We start from the raw sequence: 23,191 nt of genomic DNA, 5'->3' as shown, positions 1-23,191 counted from the left end.
TCACCTTACTCAGGCGAAAGGATGTTGCAGCACGATGGTTTCATCCCGCTCCGGGCCAGTCGAGACAATGGCAATCGGCACGCCACAGACCGCTTCCAGACGCTTGAGGTAATGCTGCGCATTTTTGGGTAATGCATCCCAGGTTTTGACACCGAAGGTGGTTTCGCTCCAGCCTGGCACGGTTTCATAAATCGGCTCACAACGGGCGACGTCATCCGCACCGACCGGCAGCATATCAACCACTTTGCCATCCAGCTTGTAACCCGTGCAAATATCCAGTGACTCAATGCCATCCAGCACATCCAGCTTGGTAATACACAAGCCAGTCAAGCCGTTGATTCGCGCAGAGCGACGCAAGGCTGCAGCATCAAACCAGCCACAGCGGCGTTTACGTTTGGTCACAGTCCCGATTTCCTGTCCCTTGTGAGACATCTGGTAACCTGGTGCGCCTTCTGTTTCAATATCCAGCTCGCTTGGGAAGGGGCCGCCACCCACACGCGTCGTGTAGGCTTTGGTAATACCAAGCACATAGTGCAGCATGTTGGCACCAACACCGGTCCCTGCTGAGGCTTGGCCAGCGATACAGTTGCTGGAAGTCACATAGGGGTAAGTCCCATGGTCCACATCCAGCAAGGTGCCTTGTGCGCCTTCAAACAGCAAGTGTTCGCCACGGGCATTGGCTTCATATAACGCCGCAGAAATATCAGCCACCATCGGCTTCAACGCCACAGCGTGCTGCATGCTGGCATCGTATTGCTGCTGGAAATCTACCGCAGCAGAACCCAGATAATTGGTCAATACAAAATTGTGATAATCCATGACTTCGCGCAGCTTTTCGGCGAAGCGCTCAGGGTGGAACAAATCATAGACACGCAAGGCGCGGCGTGCGACCTTGTCTTCATAGGCAGGGCCAATGCCCTTGCCTGTAGTACCAATTTTTTTCTCGGCGCTGCGCTTGGCTTCACGTGCCAAATCAACCGCAACGTGATGAGACAAAATCAATGGACAGCCAGGACTGACTTTGAGACGGTTTTTAACATCCAGCCCGCCTTGTTCCAGCGTGGAAATCTCATGCAGCAAATGAGTGGTATCCAGCACCACGCCATTGCCGATATAGCAATTGACGCCATCGCGCACAATACCAGAAGGCACCAGGTTTAACTTGTAGACTTTTTGCGCATCCCCTTGGCCGACGACCAGGGTGTGACCCGCATTGTGACCACCCTGAAAACGCACCACGCCTTGCGCATGGTCGGTCAGCCAGTCAACAATTTTACCTTTACCTTCGTCGCCCCATTGGGTGCCAATCACAACGACGTTCTTTGCTTGCTTAAATTGTGTCATGTTCAATCAATATCTTGTCTATACAAATTTAAAGAGGCGGCGTATTACACAGCCACCACTTGCCAGCGACCATCCACCTTTTGCAACAGACGGTCACAGGCCAATTCAGAATAATCCACCTGCGCATCAGGCAAGGCTTCAACCACCACCTGACCTTGCGCGCGTAAGGTCTCTATCAGGGCTAACAAGTCAGCATCCTGCGTTGCAGGCGCCAAAATCCCTTTGTCCATGGTCGCAGGGCCCAAGGCGAGTAAGGCACCACGCAGATCCAGGCTAAAGCCTGTCGCCGGACGTGCCCGACCAAAGGCAGCCCCCACCTCATCATAGCGGCCACCCAGTGCAATGGGGCCAGCATAGCCTTTGGCATAGGCGGCGAAGACGATGCCGCTATGGTAGTGATATCCACGCAACTCACTTAAATCAATGGTCACCGTCACATTACGATCACCCAGCGCTTTCGCGACTGCCTCCAACTCAAGCAAAGCCTGTTCAATCCCTTCTGAGTCAGGCAATACTTCACGCGCCTGATCCAACACCTCAATGCCACCATTGAGTTGGGCCAGGGCAATAAAAGCTTGCCTGGATTTTTCGGGCAAATTCACCACCAGTTGCTCTACCAATGAAATGTCTTTAGCTTGCAAAGCCGCTTGCAGGGCTTGTTCTTGCGGCAGGCCTAATTGCGCGGTATGCGACAGGCTGGCGAAAATCGCTGCATGACTCAGGTCCACAAACAAGGTTTGCATGCCTAACAACTGCAAGGCTTTGACCATCAGCCGCTGCACTTCAATATCGCTGGCAATACCGGCATGACCATACAATTCTGCCCCGAGTTGCAAAGGCTCACGAGTGCGCGCCAGGCCATCCGGCTTGGTTCTCAAAACGGTCCCGGCATAACACAAGCGCGAGACACCGGCATGATTGAGCATATGCGCATCAATGCGCGCAGCCTGTGGCGTCGTATCAGCGCGCAAGCCCATCAAGCGCCCGGTCAGTTGATCCACCACTTTAAAGGTGGCGATATCCAGATCGTGACCGGTCCCGGTGAGCAGGGATTCAACATATTCCATCATCGGCGGCATGACATACTGGTAGCCATGGACACGGAACAAATCCAGCAGTTGCCGACGGTAGGACTCAAGCCGTGCTGCTTCAGCAGGCAGCACATCTTCAATATATTCAGGGAGTAACCAATTATGCATCCCGCCATTATACCTGCAAACCCCTGCCGAAAGCACGGCTTTAGCAACCTGCCAGCAAGTCGCGTCAGCCTTGCACTCCGTTAAAATCCAAACAAAAAAGCACACGCAAGGTGTGCTTTTTTTAAAACGCTTAACCATATCAGCTTGGTGGCATTCACCCGTTAACGATTTAACCAGAGAATGAACAAACCAAACAGCATGGACATAAAACCAATGAAACGGATTTGACCATCCCGCAGTTGTAGCATTCGCTCAAAAGTATTGCGCCAGGCTTTGGTTAATAACAGCGGCATCAAGCCTTCAATCAGCAACACGCCGCCCAGCACACTCCACCACCAGTTCATGGCGCAAGTATTACTTTTTACCGCTGCTACGCATGTATTTAAAGAAGTCTGAACTTTGGTCAATCACCATCACGTCAGACTTGCTCTTGAAGCTGTTTTTGTAAGCTTCCTGGCTGCGGTAGAAGGCATAAAACTCAGGATTTTTACCAAACGCCTGGGCATAGACTTCTGAGGCCTTGGCATCGCCCTCGCCTTTAATTTTCTGCGCATCGCGATAGGCTTCAGCAATAATCACTTCACGCTGCTTGTCAGCATCGGCACGAATTTTTTCTGCCGCCGCTGCACCTTGTGAGCGCAACTCATTGGCCACCGATTTACGCTCGGCCTCCATGCGTTGATACACGGATTCGCTGACTTCTTTCGGCAAGTCTACGCGGCGCAAGCGCACGTCCATAATCTGGATGCCCATTTGACGGCTTTCCTTGTCTGCACGCTGACGCAGGATTTCCATGATCTGCGAACGCTCGCCAGAGACGACATCGTGGATGGTGTGTTTACCAAATTCCGCGCGCAAGCCGTCATTGACCATCTGCGACAAACGACGCTCGGCCTGCACTTCATCGCCACGCACAGAAACGTAGTATTTGGCCGGGTCGATAATCCGCCATTTCACAAACGAATCCACCAGTACGTTTTTCTTTTCACTGGTGATAAAGCGGTCTGGCTCTTCCCAGTTCAGCGTCAGAATACGCTTGTCGTAATAGCGGATGTTCTCCACCATAGGCATCTTGAAATAAAGACCAGGGTCTTTTTTCACCGAGACAATTTCGCCCAGACGGAAGACCAGCGCATATTCACGCTGATCGACCGTATATGCTGATGATGTCACCAAGACCAGCAAGACAAACACCCCAATTAACAAACTTCCAATATTTCTCATCATGTATTTTCCTTGAGGGGCAGACTAGCGATATTCGCGATCACGACTACGCATGGCATCCCTGGAGCGGTCTAGCACACTCGCGTCAGCCGGTGGCTCTATGGCTGGCTTATCCGCCGAGACGGCAGACCCAGCTGCGGCATTACTGCCTGCACCACTCATGCTCATGAGTTTATCCAGTGGCAAATACAGCATGCTGTTGCCATTTTTCTGATCAACCAGCACTTTGCTGGTATTGGCCAGAATATGTTCCTGCGTATCTAGATACAAACGCTGGCGGGTCACTTCAGGCGCCTTGTTGTACTGCGCCAGAATCTGCTCGAAACGGTCTGCATTACCCTTGGCTTCGTTCTCCACCCGCAGCTTGTAACCCGCAGCCTCTTCTGCCAACCGCGACGCCGTACCGCGTGCTTTAGGAATCACATCATTGGCATAGGCCTGACCTTCATTTTTCTGGCGTTCCAGATCCTGCTTGGCCTTGACTGCATCATCAAATGCCGCCTGTACCTGTTCTGGGGGCTGTGCATTCTGCATGGTGACGTTAACAATATTGACGCCGGATTGATATCTGTCCAGCATGTCCTGCATGAGTTTTTTCGCTTTGGCAGCCACATCATCCCGGCCTTCATACAGCACGAAGTCCATCTTGCTCTTGCCTACCACTTCGCGGATGGCTGTTTCTGCCACACCACGCACACTTTCTTCGGTGGAGCGGTTGCTAAACTGATAATCTTCCACCGACTTCAAGTTGTATTGCACAGCCACCTGCAAATCAATAATGTTTTCATCATCGGTCAACATTAAAGACTCTTTCAGCTCTTTGCTACGGCCAGATTCGCCCTCATAAGAGCGGTAGCCCATTTCAATGGTACGCACCTGCTCGAGGTTCACGTTTTCCACGGTCTCAATCGGAAATGGCAAATGCCAGCGCGGGCCAGGCATGGTGGTTTCCACATGCTTGCCAAAACGTAACACCACACCGCGAGAGCCCTGGTCAACAATATAAAAGCCAGAGCCCAGCCAGATCAGCGCCACCAACCCTAAAATCGGGGCCACTGGCAAGGACTGTGGCGCAGGTGCTGATCCACGCGGACCACCCTGCCCGCCTTTATTGTTGCCAAATAACCGGTTCAGCTTTTGATTCAAATCCTTGAACACCTCGTCCAGATCGGGCGGGCCTTCATTGTTTTTATTCCAAAAGCCTGGAAATTTTTTCATGCGTGTACTCCGTATGTTTTGATCTTTTTAAACGTAAGCACTTTCTTCGGTGCTGAGTTTTTTCAGGTATTGCTGATGCTCTAACAGCGCCTGGCGTAAATCCTCTATGCCTATGCCATCCCTGGCTGACACACGAACAGTTCGGATATTACCATACTCGTCGCGGTCGATTCCGGGCGGCATGCCCATGCGGTCAATCTGGTTGAGCACCAGAATCTGTGGGACCCTGGCAGCACCAATCTCGTTCAATACGATATTGACTTGTTCGATTTGCGCATCGCGGTTCGGACTGGCCACATCAACCACATGCAGTAATAAATCGGCCTGCGCGGCCTCTTCAAGCGTCGCACCAAAGGCTTCAATCAAAGTCGTAGGCAAATGCTTGATAAAGCCGACCGTATCTGACAACACCACCGGATAACCTTCCGGCAGGTGCATTTTACGAGAGGTGGTATCCAGTGTGGCAAACAGCTGATCCGCCGCATAGACACCCGAGTGTGTCAGGCGATTAAACAAGGTGGATTTACCCGCGTTGGTATAGCCGACCAGAGAAACGGTCATCAGGTTGGAGCGTTTGCGCGCACGGCGTTGCATGCCACGTTGCTGCTTGAGTTTATCCAGTTTTTCACGCAACTGCTTGACGCGCACGCGCAGCATGCGTCGGTCCAGCTCGAGCTGGGTTTCACCAGGGCCGCCTCGCACGCCAATCCCGCCCTTTTGTCGTTCAAGGTGGGTCCAGCCACGCACCAACCGCGTAGACAAATGCTCCAGTTGGGCAAGCTCGACTTGCAGCTTACCTTCGTGCGATTGCGCACGTTGGGCAAAGATATCCAGAATCAGGCCGGTGCGGTCTACCACACGTGCTTCAAGCAACTTTTCAAGGTTGCGCTGTTGCGAAGGGCTCAAGTCGTGATTGAAAGCCGCGACTTTGCTGTCATAGGCGGACATCAAGGCCTTTAACTCATCTGCCTTGCCAGAACCGATAAAGTATTTGGGATCAGGCGCATGACGCTTGCCTTCCAGCGTCGCTGAGATATTGAGGCCAGCAGTCCCGGCCAGGTGGCGGAGTTCTTGCAAACTTTCTGCGTAGTCAGCATCACCAAAGTTGACGCTGACCAGAACGACGGCATCTCCGCCGCTTGGTCTATCAAACATGCATTAAGATTCTTGAGCGGCGTCGTGCGATCCGAGGCTGACTGGACGTGCAGGAACGATGGTGGAAATGGCGTGCTTGTACACCATTTGTGTCACGGTGTTTTTTAACAAAATGACATATTGATCAAAAGAATCGACCTGCCCTTGCAATTTAATGCCGTTTACCAGGTAAATGGACACTTGAACGTGCTCTTTTCTGAGTGCATTCAAAAACGGATCTTGCAGCATTTGGCCTTTATTATTCATGGAATTGCTCCTTGTTTGTTTTAATCGTATTGGAGTTTTATTATCTTGAACACCAATCCCTCATAGTGACTATGATTGTACTAATTTGTTCCTTTTTCAATCCCCGCGCTTTACTTTTTTGGAAATAAAGCGCGGATGCGCTGCAGACAAGCCTCTTTACCCAGAATTGACATCACCTGATCAATGCTAGGCGACTGTGCTATGCCGATCAAAGCCACCCGCAAAGGCATCGCCAGCTTGGGGAACTTGATCTGCTGCTCAGTGACCACCTGATTTAGCGCATCGTGAAGCATATCGGCAGTCCAGTCAGAATCTTGAGTTTTTTCTAAAAAAAGTTCGATATAGCCGGCGGTTTCCGGTAACACATGTTTGGTTTTATCCGCCTCATTGACCTCAGGCATCTGGTAGAAGAAGGCAATTTCCCTAGCCAGTTGATTGAGGTTATTGGCACGCTCACGGTATAAATTCAATACCGCCAGCAAATCTGACGACTGTGTTTCTGTGACGCCTAATGCAGCCAAACGGGGTTTGACTTCATCGGCAATCCGCTCCAAGGGCAAGGTTTTAATGTAATGCGCATTGAGCCAATTGAGTTTTTCAGTATTGAACTGTGCGGCGGACGGCGTGATATGGTCCAGATCAAACCACTCACAGAACTGCGCCATGCTGAACACTTCATCATCGCCATGCGACCAGCCCAGGCGCGCCAGGTAGTTGAGTACCGCCTCACGCAAATAACCGTCTTCATGGTATTGCATGACGCTCACGGCACCATGGCGTTTGGACAGCTTCTGACCATCATCGCCCAAAATCATGGACAAGTGCGCATACTGCGGCACCTGTGCACCCAGTGCCTGGAGCATGTTGATCTGGCGCGGAGTGTTGTTGACATGGTCATCGCCGCGAATTACTTGCGTGACTCCCATTTCCCAGTCATCCACCACCACACAGAAGTTATAGGTTGGTGTACCGTCAGCCCGCGCAATAATCAAGTCATCCAGCTCGGCATTGGCAATCTCAATGCGACCCTTGACCATATCCTCCCAGGCCACCACGCCTTCGGTCGGGTTCTTGAAACGCACGACCGGTGGCACATCCTTAGGCGGCTCAGGCAACACTTTACCGGGCTCAGGCCGCCAGCGGCCATCGTAGCGCGGCTTCAATCCCTGCTGCATCTGGCTTTCACGCAAGGCATCCAGCTCTTCTTTGCTGCAATAGCAATAATAAGCATGGCCAGCATCCAGCATCTGCTGGATCATTTTTTTGTAAGTCTCCATGCGCTGCATCTGGTAAAACGGACCTTCGTCATGATCCAGCTGCAACCAGGCCATGCCATCCAGAATGGCCTGCACGGCTTCCGGCGTGGAGCGTGCAACATCCGTATCTTCAATACGCAAAATAAACTTGCCGCCATGGCGCTTGGCATACGCCCATGAGAACAAGGCGGTACGCGCACCGCCAATATGCAGATAACCGGTAGGACTGGGGGCAAAACGGGTTTTAACAGCTTGCATGATGACTCTTGAAATTAAAACAGGCGTGCATTTTAACATGCCGCCTGTCAACACCGTGTTTAGTCTGGTTAAGATTGAAGCCGTGGGCGCAGAGGACGCATTGAAGCTGGTTTAAAATCACGCTAAGATGCGCGTATGCAAACTTCTCCATTAGATACAAACTTGGAAATTCATGTAGGCGAGCTCTATGGCAAGCCAGACGCCGATGGCCACATTGCCGTCTTGTATCACGTGCTGGCTGTTCACAAACAGGGCATCACCTTGCAAAATATGGACAATCCGCTCAGTCAGTTTGAGACCACAGCAAGCAAGCTACTGCAATCCGGCTACATCCGCCTGAGTCAAACACCCTACGTCAACTTGCAACAAGCCAACAAACGTAAAAAAAATGCAGCCACCAAGCTCACACGCTGTCCGTTTACCACCGATATTTTTGCTGAACGCGCGGATAGCGAACGGCCACAGCTCGCCATTTAAAAAGACGCTAGGCAAGGCCGTTGCCTGCCCAAGCTGAAACGCGTCAACCTTTTATCTCAACACTGATTGAACACTACGACAGCGATCTGCTTAAAAAAACCTGCCTGATTTAAGCGGGCCTGAATCAACGCCTTGGCCCAGCAGCCCTAAAACTCCGGTGGCGCCCCGATCAAATCATGGCCTTGCGCATCGATAATCTGTACATCCACAAAATCACCCGGGTTCAAGCCATCTGCATCTTGCAGATAAACAATGCCATCAATTTCGGGCGCATCTGCCTTGGTGCGGGCAATACCGATGATGTTTCCATCGTCATCTTCAGTGAGTTCATCCACTAGCACGGTTTGCAGGCTGCCGATTTTAGCCGCCACCTTGGCGGCACTGATGCGCTCTTGCACTTCCATAAAGCGGCTCAGGCGCTCCTGTTTGATTTCTTCAGCCACCGGATTAGGCAAATGGTTGGCCGTAGCCCCATCCACTGCCGAATAGGCAAAGCAGCCGACGCGGTCCAGCTGCGCTTCTTCCATAAAGTCGAGCAGCATTTTAAAGTCATCTTCAGTCTCGCCGGGGAAGCCGACAATAAAGGTACTACGGATAGCGATTTCCGGGCAAATCTCACGCCAGGCCTTGATCCGGGCCAGATTGTTTTCACTGCTGGCCGGACGCTTCATGGCTTTAAGCACCGCCGGGCTGGCATGTTGGAACGGCACATCCAGGTACGGCAAAATCGCCCCGTCTGCCATCAATGGGATCACGTCATCAACATGTGGGTAGGGATACACATAGTGCAAGCGCACCCAAACGCCCAGCTCGCCCAAGGCTTTACTGAGTTCGGTCATATGCGTTCTAACTGGCCTGCCGTTCCAGAAGCCTTTGCGGAATTTCATGTCCACGCCATAGGCAGAGGTATCCTGCGAAATGACCAAAATTTCGGAAACGCCGGCATTCACCAAGCTCTCAGCCTCATTGAGCACGTCACCAATCGGACGGCTGACCAAATCGCCGCGCATGCTGGGGATAATGCAGAAGCTGCAACGGTGGTTACAACCTTCTGAAATTTTAAGGTAAGCATAGTGCTTGGGCGTGAGACGGATGCCTTGCGGCGGCACCAGGTCGGTGTAGGGATCGTGCGGTTTGGGCAGGTGTGTATGTACATGCCCCATCACCTCTTCCAGGGCATGCGGGCCAGTCACGGCCAACACGCTGGGGTGTGCGTCCGTGACCACGTCTTTTTTCGCGCCCAGGCAACCGGTCACAATCACCTTGCCATTTTTGTTGAGCGCCTCGCCAATCGCATCCAGTGACTCTTGCACCGCAGAGTCAATAAAACCACAGGTATTCACCACCACCAGGTCAGACTGCTCGTAACTGTTGCTGATTTCATAGCCTTCGGCCCGCAATTGGGTCAGGATACGCTCGGAATCGGAGCCTGCTTTGGGGCAACCCAATGAGACGAAACCAACTTTAGGTGAACTTTGCATGATGCTTCCCTCTTAACCTTCTACCAACCATTTGGTCAGGGCAACTGAAGCCACCCCCAACACAATTAACAATAACTGATTCATGGTATCGCGCAATGCAGTACGCTTGTGCAAGCCTGGAATCAGATCCGCCACCGCCACATAGAGCATGCTGGCTGCGGCAAGACTCAAGATATAGGGCACCCAGTGCTGCACCGCATGCAGCGCAAAATACGCAATGATACCGCCAAGCACGGTGGCCAGGCTGGAGCCAATATTGAACAAAAAGGCTTTTTGTTTACTGTAGCCGGAATGTAACAAAATCAGAAAGTCGCCGACTTCCTGCGGAATCTCATGGGCGATAATCGCCAGTGCAGTCACCACGCCCACCTGCATATCCACCATAAATGCCGCGCAGATCAGGATGCCATCAACAAAATTGTGAAAGGTATCGCCTACCATGATCATCAAACCACTGCGGCCACCATCATGGCCGTGCGCGTGACCATGTAAATGAGGATGCCCTATCATCTGGCTAGGCTGCGCCGCGGGCAATCTGAACTTGATTGCGCCTTGCGGCTTTTTGGTAACAGGCTGGCCTGGATGTAACTCGGGGCAATGGGCCTCGTCATGCATGGCATGTATTTCACAGTGCTCGCCATGACAATGCCGCCACAGCACCAGTTTTTCCAGCGTAAAAAACAGTAGCACACCAAACAGCATGGTACCGGTCATCGCCTCGATATTGGGGCTGCTTTCAATCGCGTGCGGCAAAATCTCAAGAAACACCGCGGCCAGCAAGGCGCCAATCGCATAACTCACCAGCAAAGGCACCCAATGCTTTTGAGCATTGAGCGCAAACAGGGCTGCGACACACACACTGAGCACGCCCCCTAACAAACAGGCCAGCATCATGCCGGTAAAAGGCGAAATATCAGTCAACAAAGGGATCAAAGCAAGCATGCCGAGTGATTAAAGGAAGCCGCGCATTATACGTGAGTTATCAAAAAAACAAAGCATAAACAATTAGTTAACGCGTGCAGATGCCAGGTCACCTGGCTCAAATAAACTGCGCAATGATGTAGCCAATCACAATGCCGATCAGCAAGGCCATGGTTAATCCGCGGTAGGTCAACACATCCCGTGAGTAACCACGACGAATGGCAATGTAAGACATCAGGTAACCTACGGCATTGAGCAGCCAGATAAAGCCAAAGCTGAGCACCTTGACAATGATGGGGCCAATCAATGGCACCAGGCCGATCACGCCGACCAGCCACACCAGCAACCCCGACAACAGGCCGAACAACAGTGTGACCGCCGCCAGTACCCGCGTATCCCAATGGAAATGCTGCCCCAGTAAAAACAAGCAAAGCAAAGCCACCGCGAACAATACCATTTGTGGCCAGGCGCGCAATGTACTACGCGTAGCGCTCACCTCCCCCGGTGTATTTGCCGGGTGCCGTCTGGCGCGCAATCTTTTCATCATAAGACACTATCCACGCATAGCCCGGCCACCAGGGCAGGCAAGTCAGGCACAGCGTCGCAGCACTGCCAATGCGGTTGACGCAAGGCCACATCGCCGGCATAGCCCCAGGTCACCAGCACGAAGTCCATCAGGTTGGCCTCGGCCGACTGGCCATCTTCAAGACGGTCACCGATATACAGGCAATCCTGGATTTTTAAATCATGCTCGGCGACCACGCGCCCTATCATCTGCTCTTTAGACTTTAATGCCGGGCTGAAATAATCCAGTGCATAGACGCCCGCAAAAAAATCCTGCCAGCCCAGATAGGCCATGATTTTTTCAGTCGGATCAAAGCGTTTATTGGTCGCAATATACAGTGTATAGCCCTCTGCCTTGAGTTGCTGCAGCATGGCCGGAACACCATCAAACACCACCGACTGCTGATAACCCGTGCTGTCATAATGCTGCTTGAAAGCTGCAGCCAAAGTAGTCAACACAGCCGCATCCTCGCTGCCAGACAGCCGTTTAAGCGTCTCCATGAGCGGCGGGCCAATCACCTCATTGCCCAACGCCATCCTGAGTGACGTATTGGTTGAACGAAAAGCCAACTCAAAACAATGCAGAATACTGGGTGCGGAATCGATGAGCGTGCCATCGAGGTCAAAAATCAGATGTTTTTTCATTATTTAAATAATATATTGGGTTGAGCCAGAGAGCACTCAGAGATCGATCTCTTTAAACCAGCTTGCAATAGCGCAGTATTGTCATACTCAAGCGTATCAATCCCCGTGAGGATCCAATACGTTCGTGCCTGACGCTGCATCCACTATGGCGAAATACACTACTCCAGCCAAATCAAGCTGGCCATACGCCCGGTATCGCCATCACGCCTAAAGCTGAAAAACGTCTCTGCTTCACGATAAGTACAGCGTCCACCGCCATATACCTGCGTTACTCCTAGCCTGGAAAGCCGTTGTCGCGCAATCATATACAAGTCTCCCAGCCATTTTTCGCCTTGCGCCTGAAATGCATGTTCTGCCTGCGCATCTTGCGCCATAAATTGCGCGCGCACTTCACTCCCCACTTCAAACGCTTGCGGGCCAATGGCCGGACCTAACCAGGCCATGAGCCTGGCGGGCTCAACCGGCATGGCTTTTACCGTCGCTTCTATCACCCCGTCACACAAACTGCGCCAGCCTGCATGCACAGCCGCCACCATGCTCCCCGCCTGATCACAGAGTAATACTGGCAGGCAATCGGCGGTCATGGTGACGCAGACCACCTGTTTGCGGGTGCTAAAACTGGCATCTGCGCTTTCCAGACATGAGGATAACGCCGCATCTATCACACGTACCCCATGCACCTGGTTAAGCCACACCGGCTCACTCGGCAAATAGGGACTCAGTAATTGTCTGTTGGCCGCCACATGCTGAGGCAAGTCCTTGACATGATCCCCCAGGTTCAGGCTGGCATAAATGCCCTGACTAACACCGCCAAGACGCGTGGTTTGCAAAGCCTTCACGCAAGCAGGCGCGGGCCAATCAGGCAAAATAACAGGCAAATCAGCCATTATGCCTCGCCCTCTTCGCCTTCTTCATCCCAGGCATCCTCATCCAGCTCAGCATCGAGATCCTCGTCAAAATCTTCATCGCCCCAGTCTTCGTCATCTTCACCAATGAACAAGCCGTTTTCATCCACATTGAAATCGACAGGCGCCAGCGGCTCATCGGGCAAGTCGGTCGTGCGCATAGCGTCCAGCAGTTCACGCATGTCATCCGCAAGCTCAATCTGCCATTCCATGGGCGCATTCGTCACCGGGTGAATCAAGCCGAGCTTGATCGCATGCAAGGCCTGACGCTTGAAATTGCCGATGACCTCACGCAATTCCGGCGTCATCATCTTGTGCGGAATAATATTGCCTATGCCATACAGCGGATCACCGACCATAGGCGCTTTCAGATGCTGCAAATGCACGCGGATCTGGTGGGTACGACCGGTTTCCAGGTTACAGCGCAAATAGGTATTGGTGCCAAACCGCTCAAGGATCTCGTAATGCGTGATGGCGGTTTTACCTCGTCGCACCACCGCCATTTTGGTTCTGTGGTGCGGATGGCGCCCTATCGGCTGATCCACCTTACCATTACGCCACAACTGGCCCCAAACGATGGCCCGGTACTCACGTTTAACCGTGCGCGCCTGCAACTGACGCACCAGGCTGGTCTGTGCTTCCAGCGTTTTGGCAACCACCAGCAAACCGCTGGTATCCTTGTCCAGCCGGTGCACAATACCGGCACGTGGCACCTCTTTGAGCGCCGGCCAGTGAAACAGCAAGGCATTGAGCAAGGTGCCACTCCAGTTGCCGGCCGCCGGATGCACTACCAGACCAGCAGGCTTGTTAATAATGATCAGTGCATCGTCTTCGTATACGACATCCAGTGCAATGTCTTCTGGCTCAAACGCATTGTCCTGCGCATTTTTAGGGGGAGTCACCACCAGTCGCTCGCCCCCCCACACCTTGGTTTTGGCCGTGGGCGCCTTACCATCGAGCAAGACCAGACCTTCTTTAATCCAGGCTTGCAGGCGGCTGCGAGAATGGTCTGGCAACATCTGCTGCAAGGCCAGGTCCAGGCGCTGCCCGCCAAGGTTGCTAGGGACGACCAGCTGTAAGGAGGTGCTTTCTTTCATATTTTCAAACAGCATCAGTTATAATGCTTTGAGTTCCCTTGATAAAACAACATAAATCAACATGCTTCGCATTTTACCGCTTAACACCCTGTTCACGCGTGCTTTTATTTTGATTGGCGCGCTGGCCTTGAGTGCCTGTGCCATTTTCGGCAATCCGAATCCCCCTGACGAAACCAAAGGCTGGAGCGAACAACGCCTTTATGCCACGGGCCAGGAAAAAATGGTTGACCGTAACTATGACAAGGCGATTGAGTACTTCCAGAAGCTGGAGGCACGTTATCCGCATGGTGCGTATGCGACACAGTCCCAACTCGAAGTTGCTTATGCCTACTACAAAAAATCAGAACCGATTCTTTGCCTGTCTGCGATAGACCGCTTTATCAAGCTCCACCCTAATCACCCCAACCTCGATTACGCCTACTATCTCAAGGGCCTGGCCACCTTTAACGAGCGCGGCGTCATTGAAAAATATACCAAGCAAGAAATTAACGACCGCGACCCCAAAACTCTGCGTATTTCGTTTAACGCTTTTAAAGAACTGGTTGAACGGTTCCCTACCAGCCGCTATAAAAACGACGCCACTCAGCGCATGATTTACCTGGTCAACACACTGGCACTGCACGAAATGCATGTCGCGCGTTATTACATGCAACGCAAAGCCTATGTGGCCGCACTCAACCGTGCTCGCTATGTGCTTGAGACCTATCCCAATTCCAGCTCCATCGAAGATGCGCTGGTCATGGAAATCAGTGCTTACGATGCCATGGACATGACAGACCTGAAAAATGAAGCGCTGCGTGTTTTAAAAACCAACTATCCTGATAATCCTATGATTGCCGGTAAGGTTCAGGAAGAAGAAAAAGTCTGGTGGAAATTCTGGGAAAGCTTGTATTAAGCGCCTTCCATCCCCTAAAAAACGCCAGTCTGCTGGCGTTTTTTTATTGCCCATTCGTGATGACTGCCTGCGGCAAGCGCTTAAAGTGACGGCATTCAGCGGCCACAGCTGCCTTTTCAAACGGATGATCGTGATAGACATGGCGCCCACGTAAAAGCTGCCACAGTCCAGCCAACAAATAGGCCGGAATAAAAAACAGGCCCCAGCATTCAGCTTGCCGCACATGCGTATGCTCATGTACGCGCAACTGCTGCAAAGCATGCGCGGAATAGCCAAGCACCACGTGACCGAATGTTATCGCAGCAAAGCCGCTATACCGGGCCAAGCGGCTGGCCAGCCAACCGCCAGAGACTTCCAGCACGCCCGCCACTTGTTGCATTCGCGCGCCCGTCAGCATGAGCAGGCTGGCAAAGAGCAATCCAAGTACGGTATTAGGTGCGGCCCACAGATAGCGCAAACAATCCACGATAAATTTAGGCATAGGGCAGGAAATTGCGCACTGAATGAAAAGATACCGGGTTAAGGCAGCCGATTTAAGCGCGATTGACGCCAGTACAGCAGCATGCCAACCAGCATATTTAGTGTCCCCTGCCAGACGGGCAAAAACAGGAAAATCAGGCCGCCCTGCGCATCGGGATACATGACCACAGTCTGGAAATATAGCCAGGCGACGACAGCCACTTCAATCACGCTAAAGCTCAACCATTGTTTTTGTATGCGCGGATGCTCAAAAAAATAATAGCCTGCATGCAGCGTCAGATAAGGGATTATCGTCCATAAAGTGATCAGCAAACCGCTCGCGCTTTCCAAAAAAGCAAATCCGCGCGCAGCATATAGCTCAAAGCCAACTGCCAACAGGGCACCTATCATGGCCGTAATCATGAGCGCTGATTTGAACATGCGCTCACCTCACCATCCACTGCATAGCACCCACGATGTTTATAGCTCGTCACCGCTATCATTTTCGCCCCTCCTGGTTTCCCTGGTCCGTGCTATTTGGACTCAGGCGGCTCCTGCTCGGAAATCAGTAATTGATTGTGGTCGGTTTTAAGATAAAACGTCCCATTCTGGTCAATTTGGATGGCACGAATCCGGTAACCACTTAACACAGGTTCGGCATACACCAGAGTCGTGCCCTCTTTGCGCACGCGATACAGCGTAGTATTACCCATGCCAGCCACAAACAAATCATGGTCCCAAAAATCATTGCGGCCAGTGGCCGGATACTTCACTAGCGGGCCGATGCCTATGGAAGGCACAAACGTCATGGCCGGTTTTTCGTAGCCTTCGTGGCTATTAAACTTGTTGCCATAATAGCCACTCATACCGTCGCGCTCGTAAATAGTGCCATAACTGACAATCGGCCAGCCATAATTTTTGCCGCGTTTGATCAGGTTGATTTCGTCGCCGCCCCTGGGGCCATGATCCGTCAACCATAACTCATTGCTGTCGCGGTCAAAATACAAGCCGCCAGAGGGGGAGCGGAAACCACTGGCATACACCTCTGCATTCAAGCGCTGCAAGTCTATACGAATCACCTTGCCAACCGAGGTGGTCTTGTCTTGCACACGGTCGGGTTTGGAAAAATCGCCTATGCTCAGGTACAAGGTCCGCTCGTTTTCGCCCAGCGCCAGTTTGCCACCCACCTGATGCCCGAGTATTGGCTCTTTCATCGCCGGCCGGCTAATATAAATTTCGCGGTTAAAACTGACTTCGCTGTTCTCTACGTCGACCTCAAATTCGCTGACAGCCAGTCGTACGCCGTTATTGGCCTGATCCCAGGCGGTATAAGCCACATACAGTGTCTTACCCACCAGTAATGAATCCTTGACACCCGACAGTTCACGGCAATACACCAGCGATTTACTGCTACTTTCATCGGCAGAAGTTTCTTCACCCGGAATAAACTTCGCCAGCGGCTTGCCCGGCTTCACCAGCTCCATGGTTTCATTCTGGCGAACAAAATAAACCTCGCCACACTTGCTGATAAACAGGAATAGTTTTTTATCCAGGCGCTCAAACGGGCCCGTCGGGTACTGATCCTCAAACGGTAATTTATACTCTTTGAGGGCTTGCGTCCCAAACACGGACACAATCTTTGGTGTCTCCGGCTCCTGCTTTGCCTCTTTATCTGCTTGGGCAGCATCACTGCCAGAGAGCAATAACTTGGGCACTGTCGCATCGTCTGCCTGCACCTGGCCCAACCAACCCGACACTAACAAAACAAAGAAAAAATGAATCAAAGATACGCGCGAGGCACGGCACGCGCTTTTGAGTGAATAATGCAATGAAGGCTCCCTATTAGTTTATTTTTTCGAGTAGCCTTTGCTAAAAAAGTTTAAAAATAAAATTAAAAGTTACTTTTAAACAATGTGTTATTTATTTTTATTAAAGTAATTTGTGATATAAATTTTAAGCAATAGTCCGGCGATCAGTACGCCCCAAGCGATCAAGGTGAGCTGAATAAAGGCGGCAAATGCGTCCTGCTGGCAAACCCCCTGCAAGGCGGCAAAAGACGCATCGCACCCAAATGCAACCACGGCAAAGGCAAAGCCTGGACCTAAATGCAAAATGGTTAACCCGTAAATTAAACCTCGCAACACAGCGTCACCCAATCCCAAATACTTAAAGCCAGCATTGTAAAGTGGGCTGCACGGATAGACTACTGCATGCCTTTAAAAATCTGGTAAGTGCCGCCCATATAATTGCCCTGAAACGAAGTCGCCCGCATGCCTGCCACTAACTCCATTTCCAGCGGGACATGTTCGTAGGAATAAAGCGCGTGCCCTTTTTGAATGCAGCGCGGGCAAGCAATATTGTCATAGCTGTATACGTCCACCTGCACCTCATCCAGCCCGACGATACGTTGCGTGTGATAAGCCCCCAGGATGACTTTCTGAATCACCACACCCGGCGCCAGCTGAATATGCCAGGTGACAGGCTCATAAGCCATCAGACCCAGAATCATGGGTTTGCTATCGTCAGTGATATTTACAGTGACTATGCGCTGATCACGACCCGCCAGTAAAAACGCATCGCATTCGCCTGGCACAAGTGGCCCCAACTTGCCCGCTGCCGCCCTGGCTGCCTGACATTGCGCCCACCAAGGTCGCTGGTCTGCCTCTGGCGGCAATGTGCCTTGGTAAACACCAACCACATGCAAAGCCACACTGGATTCCGCGGCAGATTTGAGGGGGATAGGCTGGGTAATGCTGGTCGGCTTAGGCGTACAACATCCAGCCAACCCTAAGGCCAGGGTGACGGCAAAAGCACGGTAAAAGGACAGTGAAGATGGCATGCTGAATACTTTCAACGCTGGTTTGTTGGCTAGGCATCACGTCATCAAGCATAAAAAGCTTCATTCGCCGTGATCACCGCATGCATTTATCAATAAATTCACAGCGCAAGCAATAGCCATTTGGGGCTATCAGCCCTGGGTACAACTAACGCTTCAGGGCTAGCAGCAACACGCCTGCGGCAACCAGTGCTAAGCCCAACCACTCGCGCAAAGACAAGCGCTCACCCAAAAACAGACAGGCAAATAGTGCAACCAGCACCAGACTGAATTTATCCACCGGTGCCACTTTCGACGCATCACCCAATTGCAGGGCACGGAAGTAACACAGCCAGGAAGCGCCCGTCGCCAGTGCTGACAAGCTCAAAAATAGCCAGGCACGGCCCGGCAAACTCAAGGGGTTACTCCACTTTCCGGCCAGCCAGACAAAGGGCGCCAGCACCAGCGTAATCAGCACGGTACGAATCAACGTTGCAAAGTCTGAGTCTATGCCCTGAATACCGACCTTGGCAAAAATCGCCGTCAAGGCGGCAAAACAGGCTGACAGCGCTGCCCAGAAAAACCAATCCCCCGTCATTGACGCCCTCCCCGTCCTATATAAACTTAAAGCGACTTAATCCACATTCTGGCCGATGCGCCACAACACGCCGGAAGGATCTGTCAGACAAAAATCGCGCATCCCCCATGGCTGCAACTGTATCGGCCAGAGCTTGATGCCATATTTTTGCACGATGCCCGTTTGCTCAATCTGCTGCCACCAGGCATCCACATCCGGGACCAGCAAATGCATCATAAAGTTTTCTGCCAGATTTTCTGCACAAAAATCCTGCAACAAAAAACTCACATGCTCAAAGTGAAAATAAGCTACTCCGCCACCCTCAGAAGCCATCTTGAAGCCTAAATCAAGATAAAACTGCTTGGATAACGCAAAGTCTTTGCTAGGCACAAACGCCTTGATTTCAGTGACCTGGAGAGTTGACATTTCAGCCCCTTTCGCTATCTAACCAGTAAATAGATCATCGCGATCGTTGTTGTCGCAGATAACCCCAACGACAAAAACAACATGGTCTTGTATGTCGCCACCTGTGTTCTGGCCTCCTCAGCGGCGTCTTCCAGAGCGAGGATGGCCTGCTGCATTTTTTCTGCCAGCAAGTGAATAGACTCGGCATTCTGCACCGTTGCTGTCTGTAACTCCTCAATCTGCTTGGTCAATACAGGATCAACCTTTTCCGCCTCAGGCTTGGCAGTAAACGCCGGAATGGCAGCCGTTGCCACCTGTGCCAAGTAAGGCGCAACGGCTTTAAGAATGGGTAAAAACTGAATGGCCACGTGTATCCTTTCTGCCTTAACGCAATACATTGATGCTCATGGTAAAGGCTATACTTGCACGCGTCCAGCAGGGATTTTTCGAACTCACGATCAAACCCGCGTAAGTTTCTAACTAAGGTTGCGGTTTAAATAACCAACCTTTGCGCATTAACAGCGCAATTACAAACGGCCAAAAGAGCGTATTGATCACATCATGCAAACTGGCGTCCCAGCGCCAATATCCCAAGCTATGTAGGTCATCCCGCATATCTAGCACTTCACCACACCAGGCCACGATAAACACAGCGAGTAAGGGCATAAAACGATGCACCTGCCTGCGAAAAATGCACATCGCAGCAAAAAATACCATCAACCCAACGTAGATATGCAATGCGTCTTTTGAAAGGCCCGTGACACTCACAATCGCCAACTTGATCGCTTGAAATGTTGAAACCGCCATACGCCCCTTATACTCTGGCGCGATCCGCAGCCACTAGTTGATGACTTTTTCCGCAACCCGATTTCATATTGCCCCGCCTCACTCAGATATTGCGAGAAGATCAAACTGAATTGCAATTGCTTCAATGACCTCTACCGGCCCCTCAATGCGCCATTCATCATAAGGATCCCACTCACATTTTAGCTTTATGCCAGCCCGTTTTAAGCGGATGCAGTCGTAATCAATGCCCGCATCAAAGCCTCCGTAACGCGCATAAATTTTCCAGCCCGTCTGCTCAAGCTGGGGCAAAACACAGTCAAACTCTTGAGGCCCGATATTGGCAATGGCTGAAAAATCTCTCCTCCGAAACGGCCACATTACCAAACGGCGCATCAAATTGACGAACAGCTGCATAACGTCTTGGAAAGAAGTCTGGACTCTAAAGTGTACCCACGGCGCCCTTAGACAGAACCTAACCGGAGCGCTGCGACAAGCCAGCTATTTTTGATTAGAGCGCTCTTTTTCATACTCTTCATAGGTTTTCTTGTTCAAATTCTCTAAACAACGGTCAACCTCACTCGGCGGCTGATTGCGGCAATTATTCTCAGCGCCGCGCTTTACCCCTTCATACCACGACTGGGAAGTGCAACCTGGAATTGCCAGTATCCAAAAAGAAAATGAGACAAAGGCGATATATTGTTTTGTTTTTACGGGCAGATTCATATTTAGGTGCTCAATAATTGTTGTGTTGGTTTCACAAGTGATTGTAAGAGACTTTACTAATTTTTAATTAATAGAGCAAACGGGAAGCTGTTCAGAATCGCAGCTGAACTGCCAGGCCTTGATGTGTAGCGGGTTGAGCTCGCGCCGGGGAGCCTGATTAATTCTAGGGGAGCATGATAATTCCCGACTAACGAATGAGGCCCCGACGCGCGTCTTTCACCAGGGTCCGGGCCAATCATGCCCAATATGACCGGTTGTAGTACCGCAGTCCTTCACCTTCTCGCTTAACACTGGCTACAGCAAAAGGTACTTATGCGTTGAAAAACTTAAAACACACAAAAACATTGCAGATAGCTATTGCTTAAAATGGGGAAGCCTTTGTAGTTTGAATTAAGGGGCACGCTTTAGCGTGTCCCGCTTGAATGATGGGTTAGAGCTTAGCATGTTCACTTGGATGGTGAACAAACTTAACCCTCTTAAATTTGTTATTTTCCCAAACAAAATATGACACACCTCTTAAGTTTTGGTCTTCGTTAATTAAACCAATTACTCTTATTAACCGACTATCTTTTCGATATTCAATTAAATGCTCTTCAACATCTGGTGCGATATTGAAATTCTCAATAGACCCTAATAGATCAGAGCTATATAAATCACCTGTTTTTACGTCGGCAATCGCAGACAAACAAACGGCACCAGCACCGCAGCCAACAAAGATCAGGTTGTAGTGCCCCGCAAAATTTACTCCTGCTTTTGCTCCTTCCCTGATTTTGGTTCTCATATTTCTAAATTCAGGGCTTGTATTCACTTTTGGTAAAGCAGGTTTGCCTTGAAAGATTTCTTTAACTAAATAATCTTCAAATTTTGGAGCATCTTTTGGAATATCGGATGCAGTAATTGTGCCCTTATCAGATGCAAAATTAGGATCATCTGCAAATGCTGATAGCGAAAAACTTAATAGCAAGGTTAGCGTAATTATTTTTCTCATAAGCTCTAACGTTTGAAGTAAGGGGCTGGCGACAATGGTGGCTCAACCCTCGTTATTAATAATTTTCTCATAAAAGAATCTTATCGCCAGTCCCGCTTGACTGCTGGGTTAGCCCACTATTACTAATAGCGTAATAGCAAACTAAAGCCTACCGAAAATAGTACTATTAATAAAAACCAATACCCGTAGGGATATTCCTCTCTCGTAATATATCCAGACTTGTATCTTCTTGGGATTCGCTCAGAGTAAATAAATAACCCTAAAAAAGAAAAAACCAATGTGGCGAGATAAACCGCATTTGCACCGGATACAGGCGTGGCTCTATCCGCAGGTTCTAAAGATAAAGCAAAATAAAATATGCAATAAAAGCCAGCATGTTTAACAAATACCATACACGCTCAAATTTGCGGGGATTCTTGTTAAGCATGACAATAGGCTAACGCTCAAGGTAAGCGGCGCCGGAGCACCGAAGGTGCGTAGGGCACCAACACTGGCCATGGCCAGTGTTGGCGTCCGCTTGACCGCACAGTTAGGCTGCGGCGCGCAGTGGAAGAGCGTGGAGCCGCCACAAACCATGTTTGCTAGACAGATGCTTGGCATTGAAGCACCCCACCCTTGTTATTGCATTGCCAGAGAGTTTGCCAGAAGCCAAGCAGTGATGGCAACGCCATGACTGCGGGCTGCTTGTGCTGCGGCTTGAGCCACTACACCCGACCTGGAGCTACGCGCAATGGGCCTAGATAGATGCGCCAGCCAGAGGCCTAACGCCCTCGTTAAGCTGCGCCGTAAGGAGCGCAGCGACTGGAGGGAACCAACCGCAAGGTTGGCGTCAGCTTGAACAACCAGTTAGGCCAGCGGTGTGTGCGAATGGGGTTTTGCATGTATTTCACCGGTATTTTGAACCTATAAACCTCGTTGCGATAGCAAATCAACATAGGCGCCCTCGATGAGCTGGGATGGCTTGACACCTAGCTTGGCCATAAGATCGTGAGCCTCTTGAATGCCAATTTCTGGCGACTCATCATCTTGGAGAATAACTTCCAGCTCAAGAAAGTGGCCCAAATGCTTTACTTGATCGAGGTGCACTCGTGTGCGACCGATTATGAATAATGTACGGACCTTCCCTACTCGCCCCACTTGCCCATAGGCATGCGATAGAGCTTCGCGAAGTGTTCCGGGAGACGATGTTGGCGAAAGAACATAGAACGACTCTTTGGGTCCTTGTTGGTTCGCTCGCCGATAGAAAATGAGCTCACCTTTCTCTTCTGAGAAGGCGCGCAACTTCATTCTTCCGTTCTCGCAAGTGAAGAACGTGTCGTCTTGAATTATCTCGATTGGGCCTTCGTTTGCAATCGCTGCAACCTTAGGCAACAACGACTCAACGCTTTCGATATGCGCTTTGATTTCAATGTTTCGGGCCATGATGTGTGGCTGGTACTCGCTTGTATTCGAATAGCTAAGCGGTTGTTTGTGTGGGCCTAACGTTTGAATTAAGGGGCGCCGTTAGGCGTCCCGCTTGAATTATGGGTTAGAGCCAGCCATATTTGCTCTGC

The 23,191-nt window shown here is 51.0% G+C and carries 30 protein-coding genes; 3 read left to right on the top strand and 27 right to left on the bottom strand.

Features of this window, described 5'->3' with window-relative positions:
- Positions 1 to 9 precede the first annotated feature (9 nt).
- From ACT53C_RS11950 to gltX, 8 genes are all read right to left on the bottom strand, one after another.
- Positions 10 to 1,344 (bottom strand): adenylosuccinate synthase, encoded by a 1,335-nt coding sequence (locus ACT53C_RS11950; protein WP_313987762.1) that lies wholly within the window; start codon positions 1,342 to 1,344, stop codon positions 10 to 12.
- Positions 1,345 to 1,388: 44 nt separating this feature from the next.
- Positions 1,389 to 2,543 (bottom strand): ATP phosphoribosyltransferase regulatory subunit, encoded by a 1,155-nt coding sequence (locus tag ACT53C_RS11945; protein WP_338654320.1) that lies wholly within the window; start codon positions 2,541 to 2,543, stop codon positions 1,389 to 1,391.
- Positions 2,544 to 2,704: 161 nt separating this feature from the next.
- Positions 2,705 to 2,887, bottom strand: coding sequence for a DUF2065 domain-containing protein (locus ACT53C_RS11940; RefSeq protein ID WP_476146406.1), 183 nt, complete (start codon positions 2,885 to 2,887; stop codon positions 2,705 to 2,707).
- Positions 2,888 to 2,897: 10 nt separating this feature from the next.
- Positions 2,898 to 3,767: a protease modulator HflC gene (hflC, locus tag ACT53C_RS11935; protein ID WP_194748434.1), complete on the bottom strand. Its 870-nt coding sequence runs from the start codon at positions 3,765 to 3,767 to the stop codon at positions 2,898 to 2,900.
- Between the two features lie 24 nt (positions 3,768 to 3,791).
- Positions 3,792 to 4,985: an FtsH protease activity modulator HflK gene (hflK, locus tag ACT53C_RS11930; protein ID WP_476146404.1), complete on the bottom strand. Its 1,194-nt coding sequence runs from the start codon at positions 4,983 to 4,985 to the stop codon at positions 3,792 to 3,794.
- Between the two features lie 27 nt (positions 4,986 to 5,012).
- Complete coding sequence (gene hflX, locus ACT53C_RS11925; protein ID WP_476146402.1) at positions 5,013 to 6,140, bottom strand: GTPase HflX; 1,128 nt, start codon at positions 6,138 to 6,140, stop codon at positions 5,013 to 5,015.
- 3 nt (positions 6,141 to 6,143) lie between these two features.
- Positions 6,144 to 6,386, bottom strand: coding sequence for an RNA chaperone Hfq (hfq, locus tag ACT53C_RS11920; RefSeq protein WP_194747747.1), 243 nt, complete (start codon positions 6,384 to 6,386; stop codon positions 6,144 to 6,146).
- A 110-nt stretch (positions 6,387 to 6,496) separates the two neighbouring features.
- A complete protein-coding gene (gene gltX, locus ACT53C_RS11915; RefSeq protein ID WP_476146400.1) occupies positions 6,497 to 7,900 on the bottom strand; it encodes a glutamate--tRNA ligase in 1,404 nt (467 codons plus the stop codon).
- Between the two features lie 135 nt (positions 7,901 to 8,035).
- On the opposite strand from gltX, the gene ACT53C_RS11910 reads away from it, so the two are divergent.
- Complete coding sequence (locus tag ACT53C_RS11910; RefSeq protein WP_476146398.1) at positions 8,036 to 8,377, top strand: hypothetical protein; 342 nt, start codon at positions 8,036 to 8,038, stop codon at positions 8,375 to 8,377.
- 146 nt (positions 8,378 to 8,523) lie between these two features.
- Here the strand turns inward: ACT53C_RS11910 and rimO are convergent, their stop codons facing one another.
- The 6 genes from rimO to rluD all read right to left on the bottom strand — a co-directional run bounded on the left by rimO (position 8,524) and on the right by rluD (position 14,005).
- A complete protein-coding gene (gene rimO / locus ACT53C_RS11905; RefSeq protein WP_379076028.1) occupies positions 8,524 to 9,858 on the bottom strand; it encodes a 30S ribosomal protein S12 methylthiotransferase RimO in 1,335 nt (444 codons plus the stop codon).
- Between the two features lie 12 nt (positions 9,859 to 9,870).
- On the bottom strand, positions 9,871 to 10,800 hold the full coding sequence (locus ACT53C_RS11900) for a ZIP family metal transporter (protein WP_476146396.1): 930 nt from the start codon (positions 10,798 to 10,800) through the stop codon (positions 9,871 to 9,873).
- Positions 10,801 to 10,897: 97 nt separating this feature from the next.
- Entirely contained in the window at positions 10,898 to 11,326 is a 429-nt protein-coding gene (locus ACT53C_RS11895) for a hypothetical protein (protein ID WP_313987786.1), read from the bottom strand.
- The gene (locus ACT53C_RS11890; protein ID WP_476146394.1) at positions 11,323 to 11,988 is read right to left on the bottom strand and encodes an HAD family hydrolase; all 666 of its coding nucleotides are present in this window, start codon (positions 11,986 to 11,988) and stop codon (positions 11,323 to 11,325) included. The genes ACT53C_RS11895 and ACT53C_RS11890 overlap by 4 nt, the downstream gene beginning before the upstream one ends.
- A 158-nt stretch (positions 11,989 to 12,146) precedes the next feature.
- On the bottom strand, positions 12,147 to 12,875 hold the full coding sequence (pgeF, locus tag ACT53C_RS11885; protein WP_476146392.1) for a peptidoglycan editing factor PgeF: 729 nt from the start codon (positions 12,873 to 12,875) through the stop codon (positions 12,147 to 12,149).
- Positions 12,875 to 14,005, bottom strand: a complete 1,131-nt coding sequence (gene rluD / locus ACT53C_RS11880) for a 23S rRNA pseudouridine(1911/1915/1917) synthase RluD (protein ID WP_476146390.1) — start codon at positions 14,003 to 14,005, stop codon at positions 12,875 to 12,877. Before rluD ends, pgeF begins: the two co-directional genes overlap by 1 nt.
- Positions 14,006 to 14,051: 46 nt before the next feature.
- On the opposite strand from rluD, the gene ACT53C_RS11875 reads away from it, so the two are divergent.
- Complete coding sequence (locus tag ACT53C_RS11875; protein ID WP_194747762.1) at positions 14,052 to 14,885, top strand: outer membrane protein assembly factor BamD; 834 nt, start codon at positions 14,052 to 14,054, stop codon at positions 14,883 to 14,885.
- Positions 14,886 to 14,928: 43 nt separating this feature from the next.
- Here ACT53C_RS11875 and ACT53C_RS11870 read toward each other — a convergent pair whose 3' ends face one another.
- The 12 genes from ACT53C_RS11870 to ACT53C_RS11815 all read right to left on the bottom strand — a co-directional run bounded on the left by ACT53C_RS11870 (position 14,929) and on the right by ACT53C_RS11815 (position 21,638).
- Positions 14,929 to 15,366: a hypothetical protein gene (locus ACT53C_RS11870; RefSeq protein ID WP_476146388.1), complete on the bottom strand. Its 438-nt coding sequence runs from the start codon at positions 15,364 to 15,366 to the stop codon at positions 14,929 to 14,931.
- A 38-nt stretch (positions 15,367 to 15,404) separates the two neighbouring features.
- Entirely contained in the window at positions 15,405 to 15,785 is a 381-nt protein-coding gene (locus tag ACT53C_RS11865; RefSeq protein WP_379076006.1) for a hypothetical protein, read from the bottom strand.
- A gap of 92 nt (positions 15,786 to 15,877) precedes the next feature.
- Positions 15,878 to 17,101 carry a PQQ-dependent sugar dehydrogenase gene (locus ACT53C_RS11860; RefSeq protein WP_275355443.1) on the bottom strand — a complete coding sequence of 408 codons (1,224 nt, stop codon included), beginning with the start codon at positions 17,099 to 17,101 and terminating at the stop codon, positions 15,878 to 15,880.
- Positions 17,102 to 17,260: 159 nt separating this feature from the next.
- Positions 17,261 to 17,488 (bottom strand): hypothetical protein, encoded by a 228-nt coding sequence (locus ACT53C_RS11855; protein WP_275355444.1) that lies wholly within the window; start codon positions 17,486 to 17,488, stop codon positions 17,261 to 17,263.
- 59 nt (positions 17,489 to 17,547) lie between these two features.
- On the bottom strand, positions 17,548 to 18,183 hold the full coding sequence (locus ACT53C_RS11850; RefSeq protein ID WP_476146385.1) for a hypothetical protein: 636 nt from the start codon (positions 18,181 to 18,183) through the stop codon (positions 17,548 to 17,550).
- Between the two features lie 145 nt (positions 18,184 to 18,328).
- Entirely contained in the window at positions 18,329 to 18,757 is a 429-nt protein-coding gene (locus ACT53C_RS11845) for an EamA family transporter (RefSeq protein ID WP_194747765.1), read from the bottom strand.
- 36 nt (positions 18,758 to 18,793) lie between these two features.
- On the bottom strand, positions 18,794 to 19,162 hold the full coding sequence (locus ACT53C_RS11840; protein ID WP_194747767.1) for a VOC family protein: 369 nt from the start codon (positions 19,160 to 19,162) through the stop codon (positions 18,794 to 18,796).
- A 14-nt stretch (positions 19,163 to 19,176) separates the two neighbouring features.
- Entirely contained in the window at positions 19,177 to 19,509 is a 333-nt protein-coding gene (locus ACT53C_RS11835) for a hypothetical protein (RefSeq protein WP_313987814.1), read from the bottom strand.
- 112 nt (positions 19,510 to 19,621) lie between these two features.
- A complete protein-coding gene (locus ACT53C_RS11830) occupies positions 19,622 to 19,948 on the bottom strand; it encodes a hypothetical protein (RefSeq protein ID WP_476146382.1) in 327 nt (108 codons plus the stop codon).
- Between the two features lie 78 nt (positions 19,949 to 20,026).
- Positions 20,027 to 20,341, bottom strand: coding sequence for a hypothetical protein (locus ACT53C_RS11825; RefSeq protein ID WP_476146380.1), 315 nt, complete (start codon positions 20,339 to 20,341; stop codon positions 20,027 to 20,029).
- Positions 20,342 to 20,425: 84 nt separating this feature from the next.
- Complete coding sequence (locus ACT53C_RS11820; protein ID WP_476146379.1) at positions 20,426 to 20,650, bottom strand: hypothetical protein; 225 nt, start codon at positions 20,648 to 20,650, stop codon at positions 20,426 to 20,428.
- 430 nt (positions 20,651 to 21,080) lie between these two features.
- Positions 21,081 to 21,638 carry a hypothetical protein gene (locus ACT53C_RS11815; protein WP_476146377.1) on the bottom strand — a complete coding sequence of 186 codons (558 nt, stop codon included), beginning with the start codon at positions 21,636 to 21,638 and terminating at the stop codon, positions 21,081 to 21,083.
- 472 nt (positions 21,639 to 22,110) lie between these two features.
- Here ACT53C_RS11815 and ACT53C_RS11810 point away from each other — a divergent pair, with 472 nt between their 5' ends.
- A complete protein-coding gene (locus tag ACT53C_RS11810; RefSeq protein WP_476146375.1) occupies positions 22,111 to 22,311 on the top strand; it encodes a hypothetical protein in 201 nt (66 codons plus the stop codon).
- 230 nt (positions 22,312 to 22,541) lie between these two features.
- On the opposite strand, the gene ACT53C_RS11805 is transcribed toward ACT53C_RS11810, so the two are convergent.
- Positions 22,542 to 23,060 carry a class IV adenylate cyclase gene (locus ACT53C_RS11805; protein ID WP_476146373.1) on the bottom strand — a complete coding sequence of 173 codons (519 nt, stop codon included), beginning with the start codon at positions 23,058 to 23,060 and terminating at the stop codon, positions 22,542 to 22,544.
- Positions 23,061 to 23,191: the final 131 nt, after the last annotated feature.

Source organism: Methylophilus sp. DMC14 (assembly GCF_056314085.1).
The sequence above is the reverse complement of the archived record's forward strand: the minus strand, read 5'-3'. Positions and strand labels throughout refer to the sequence as shown.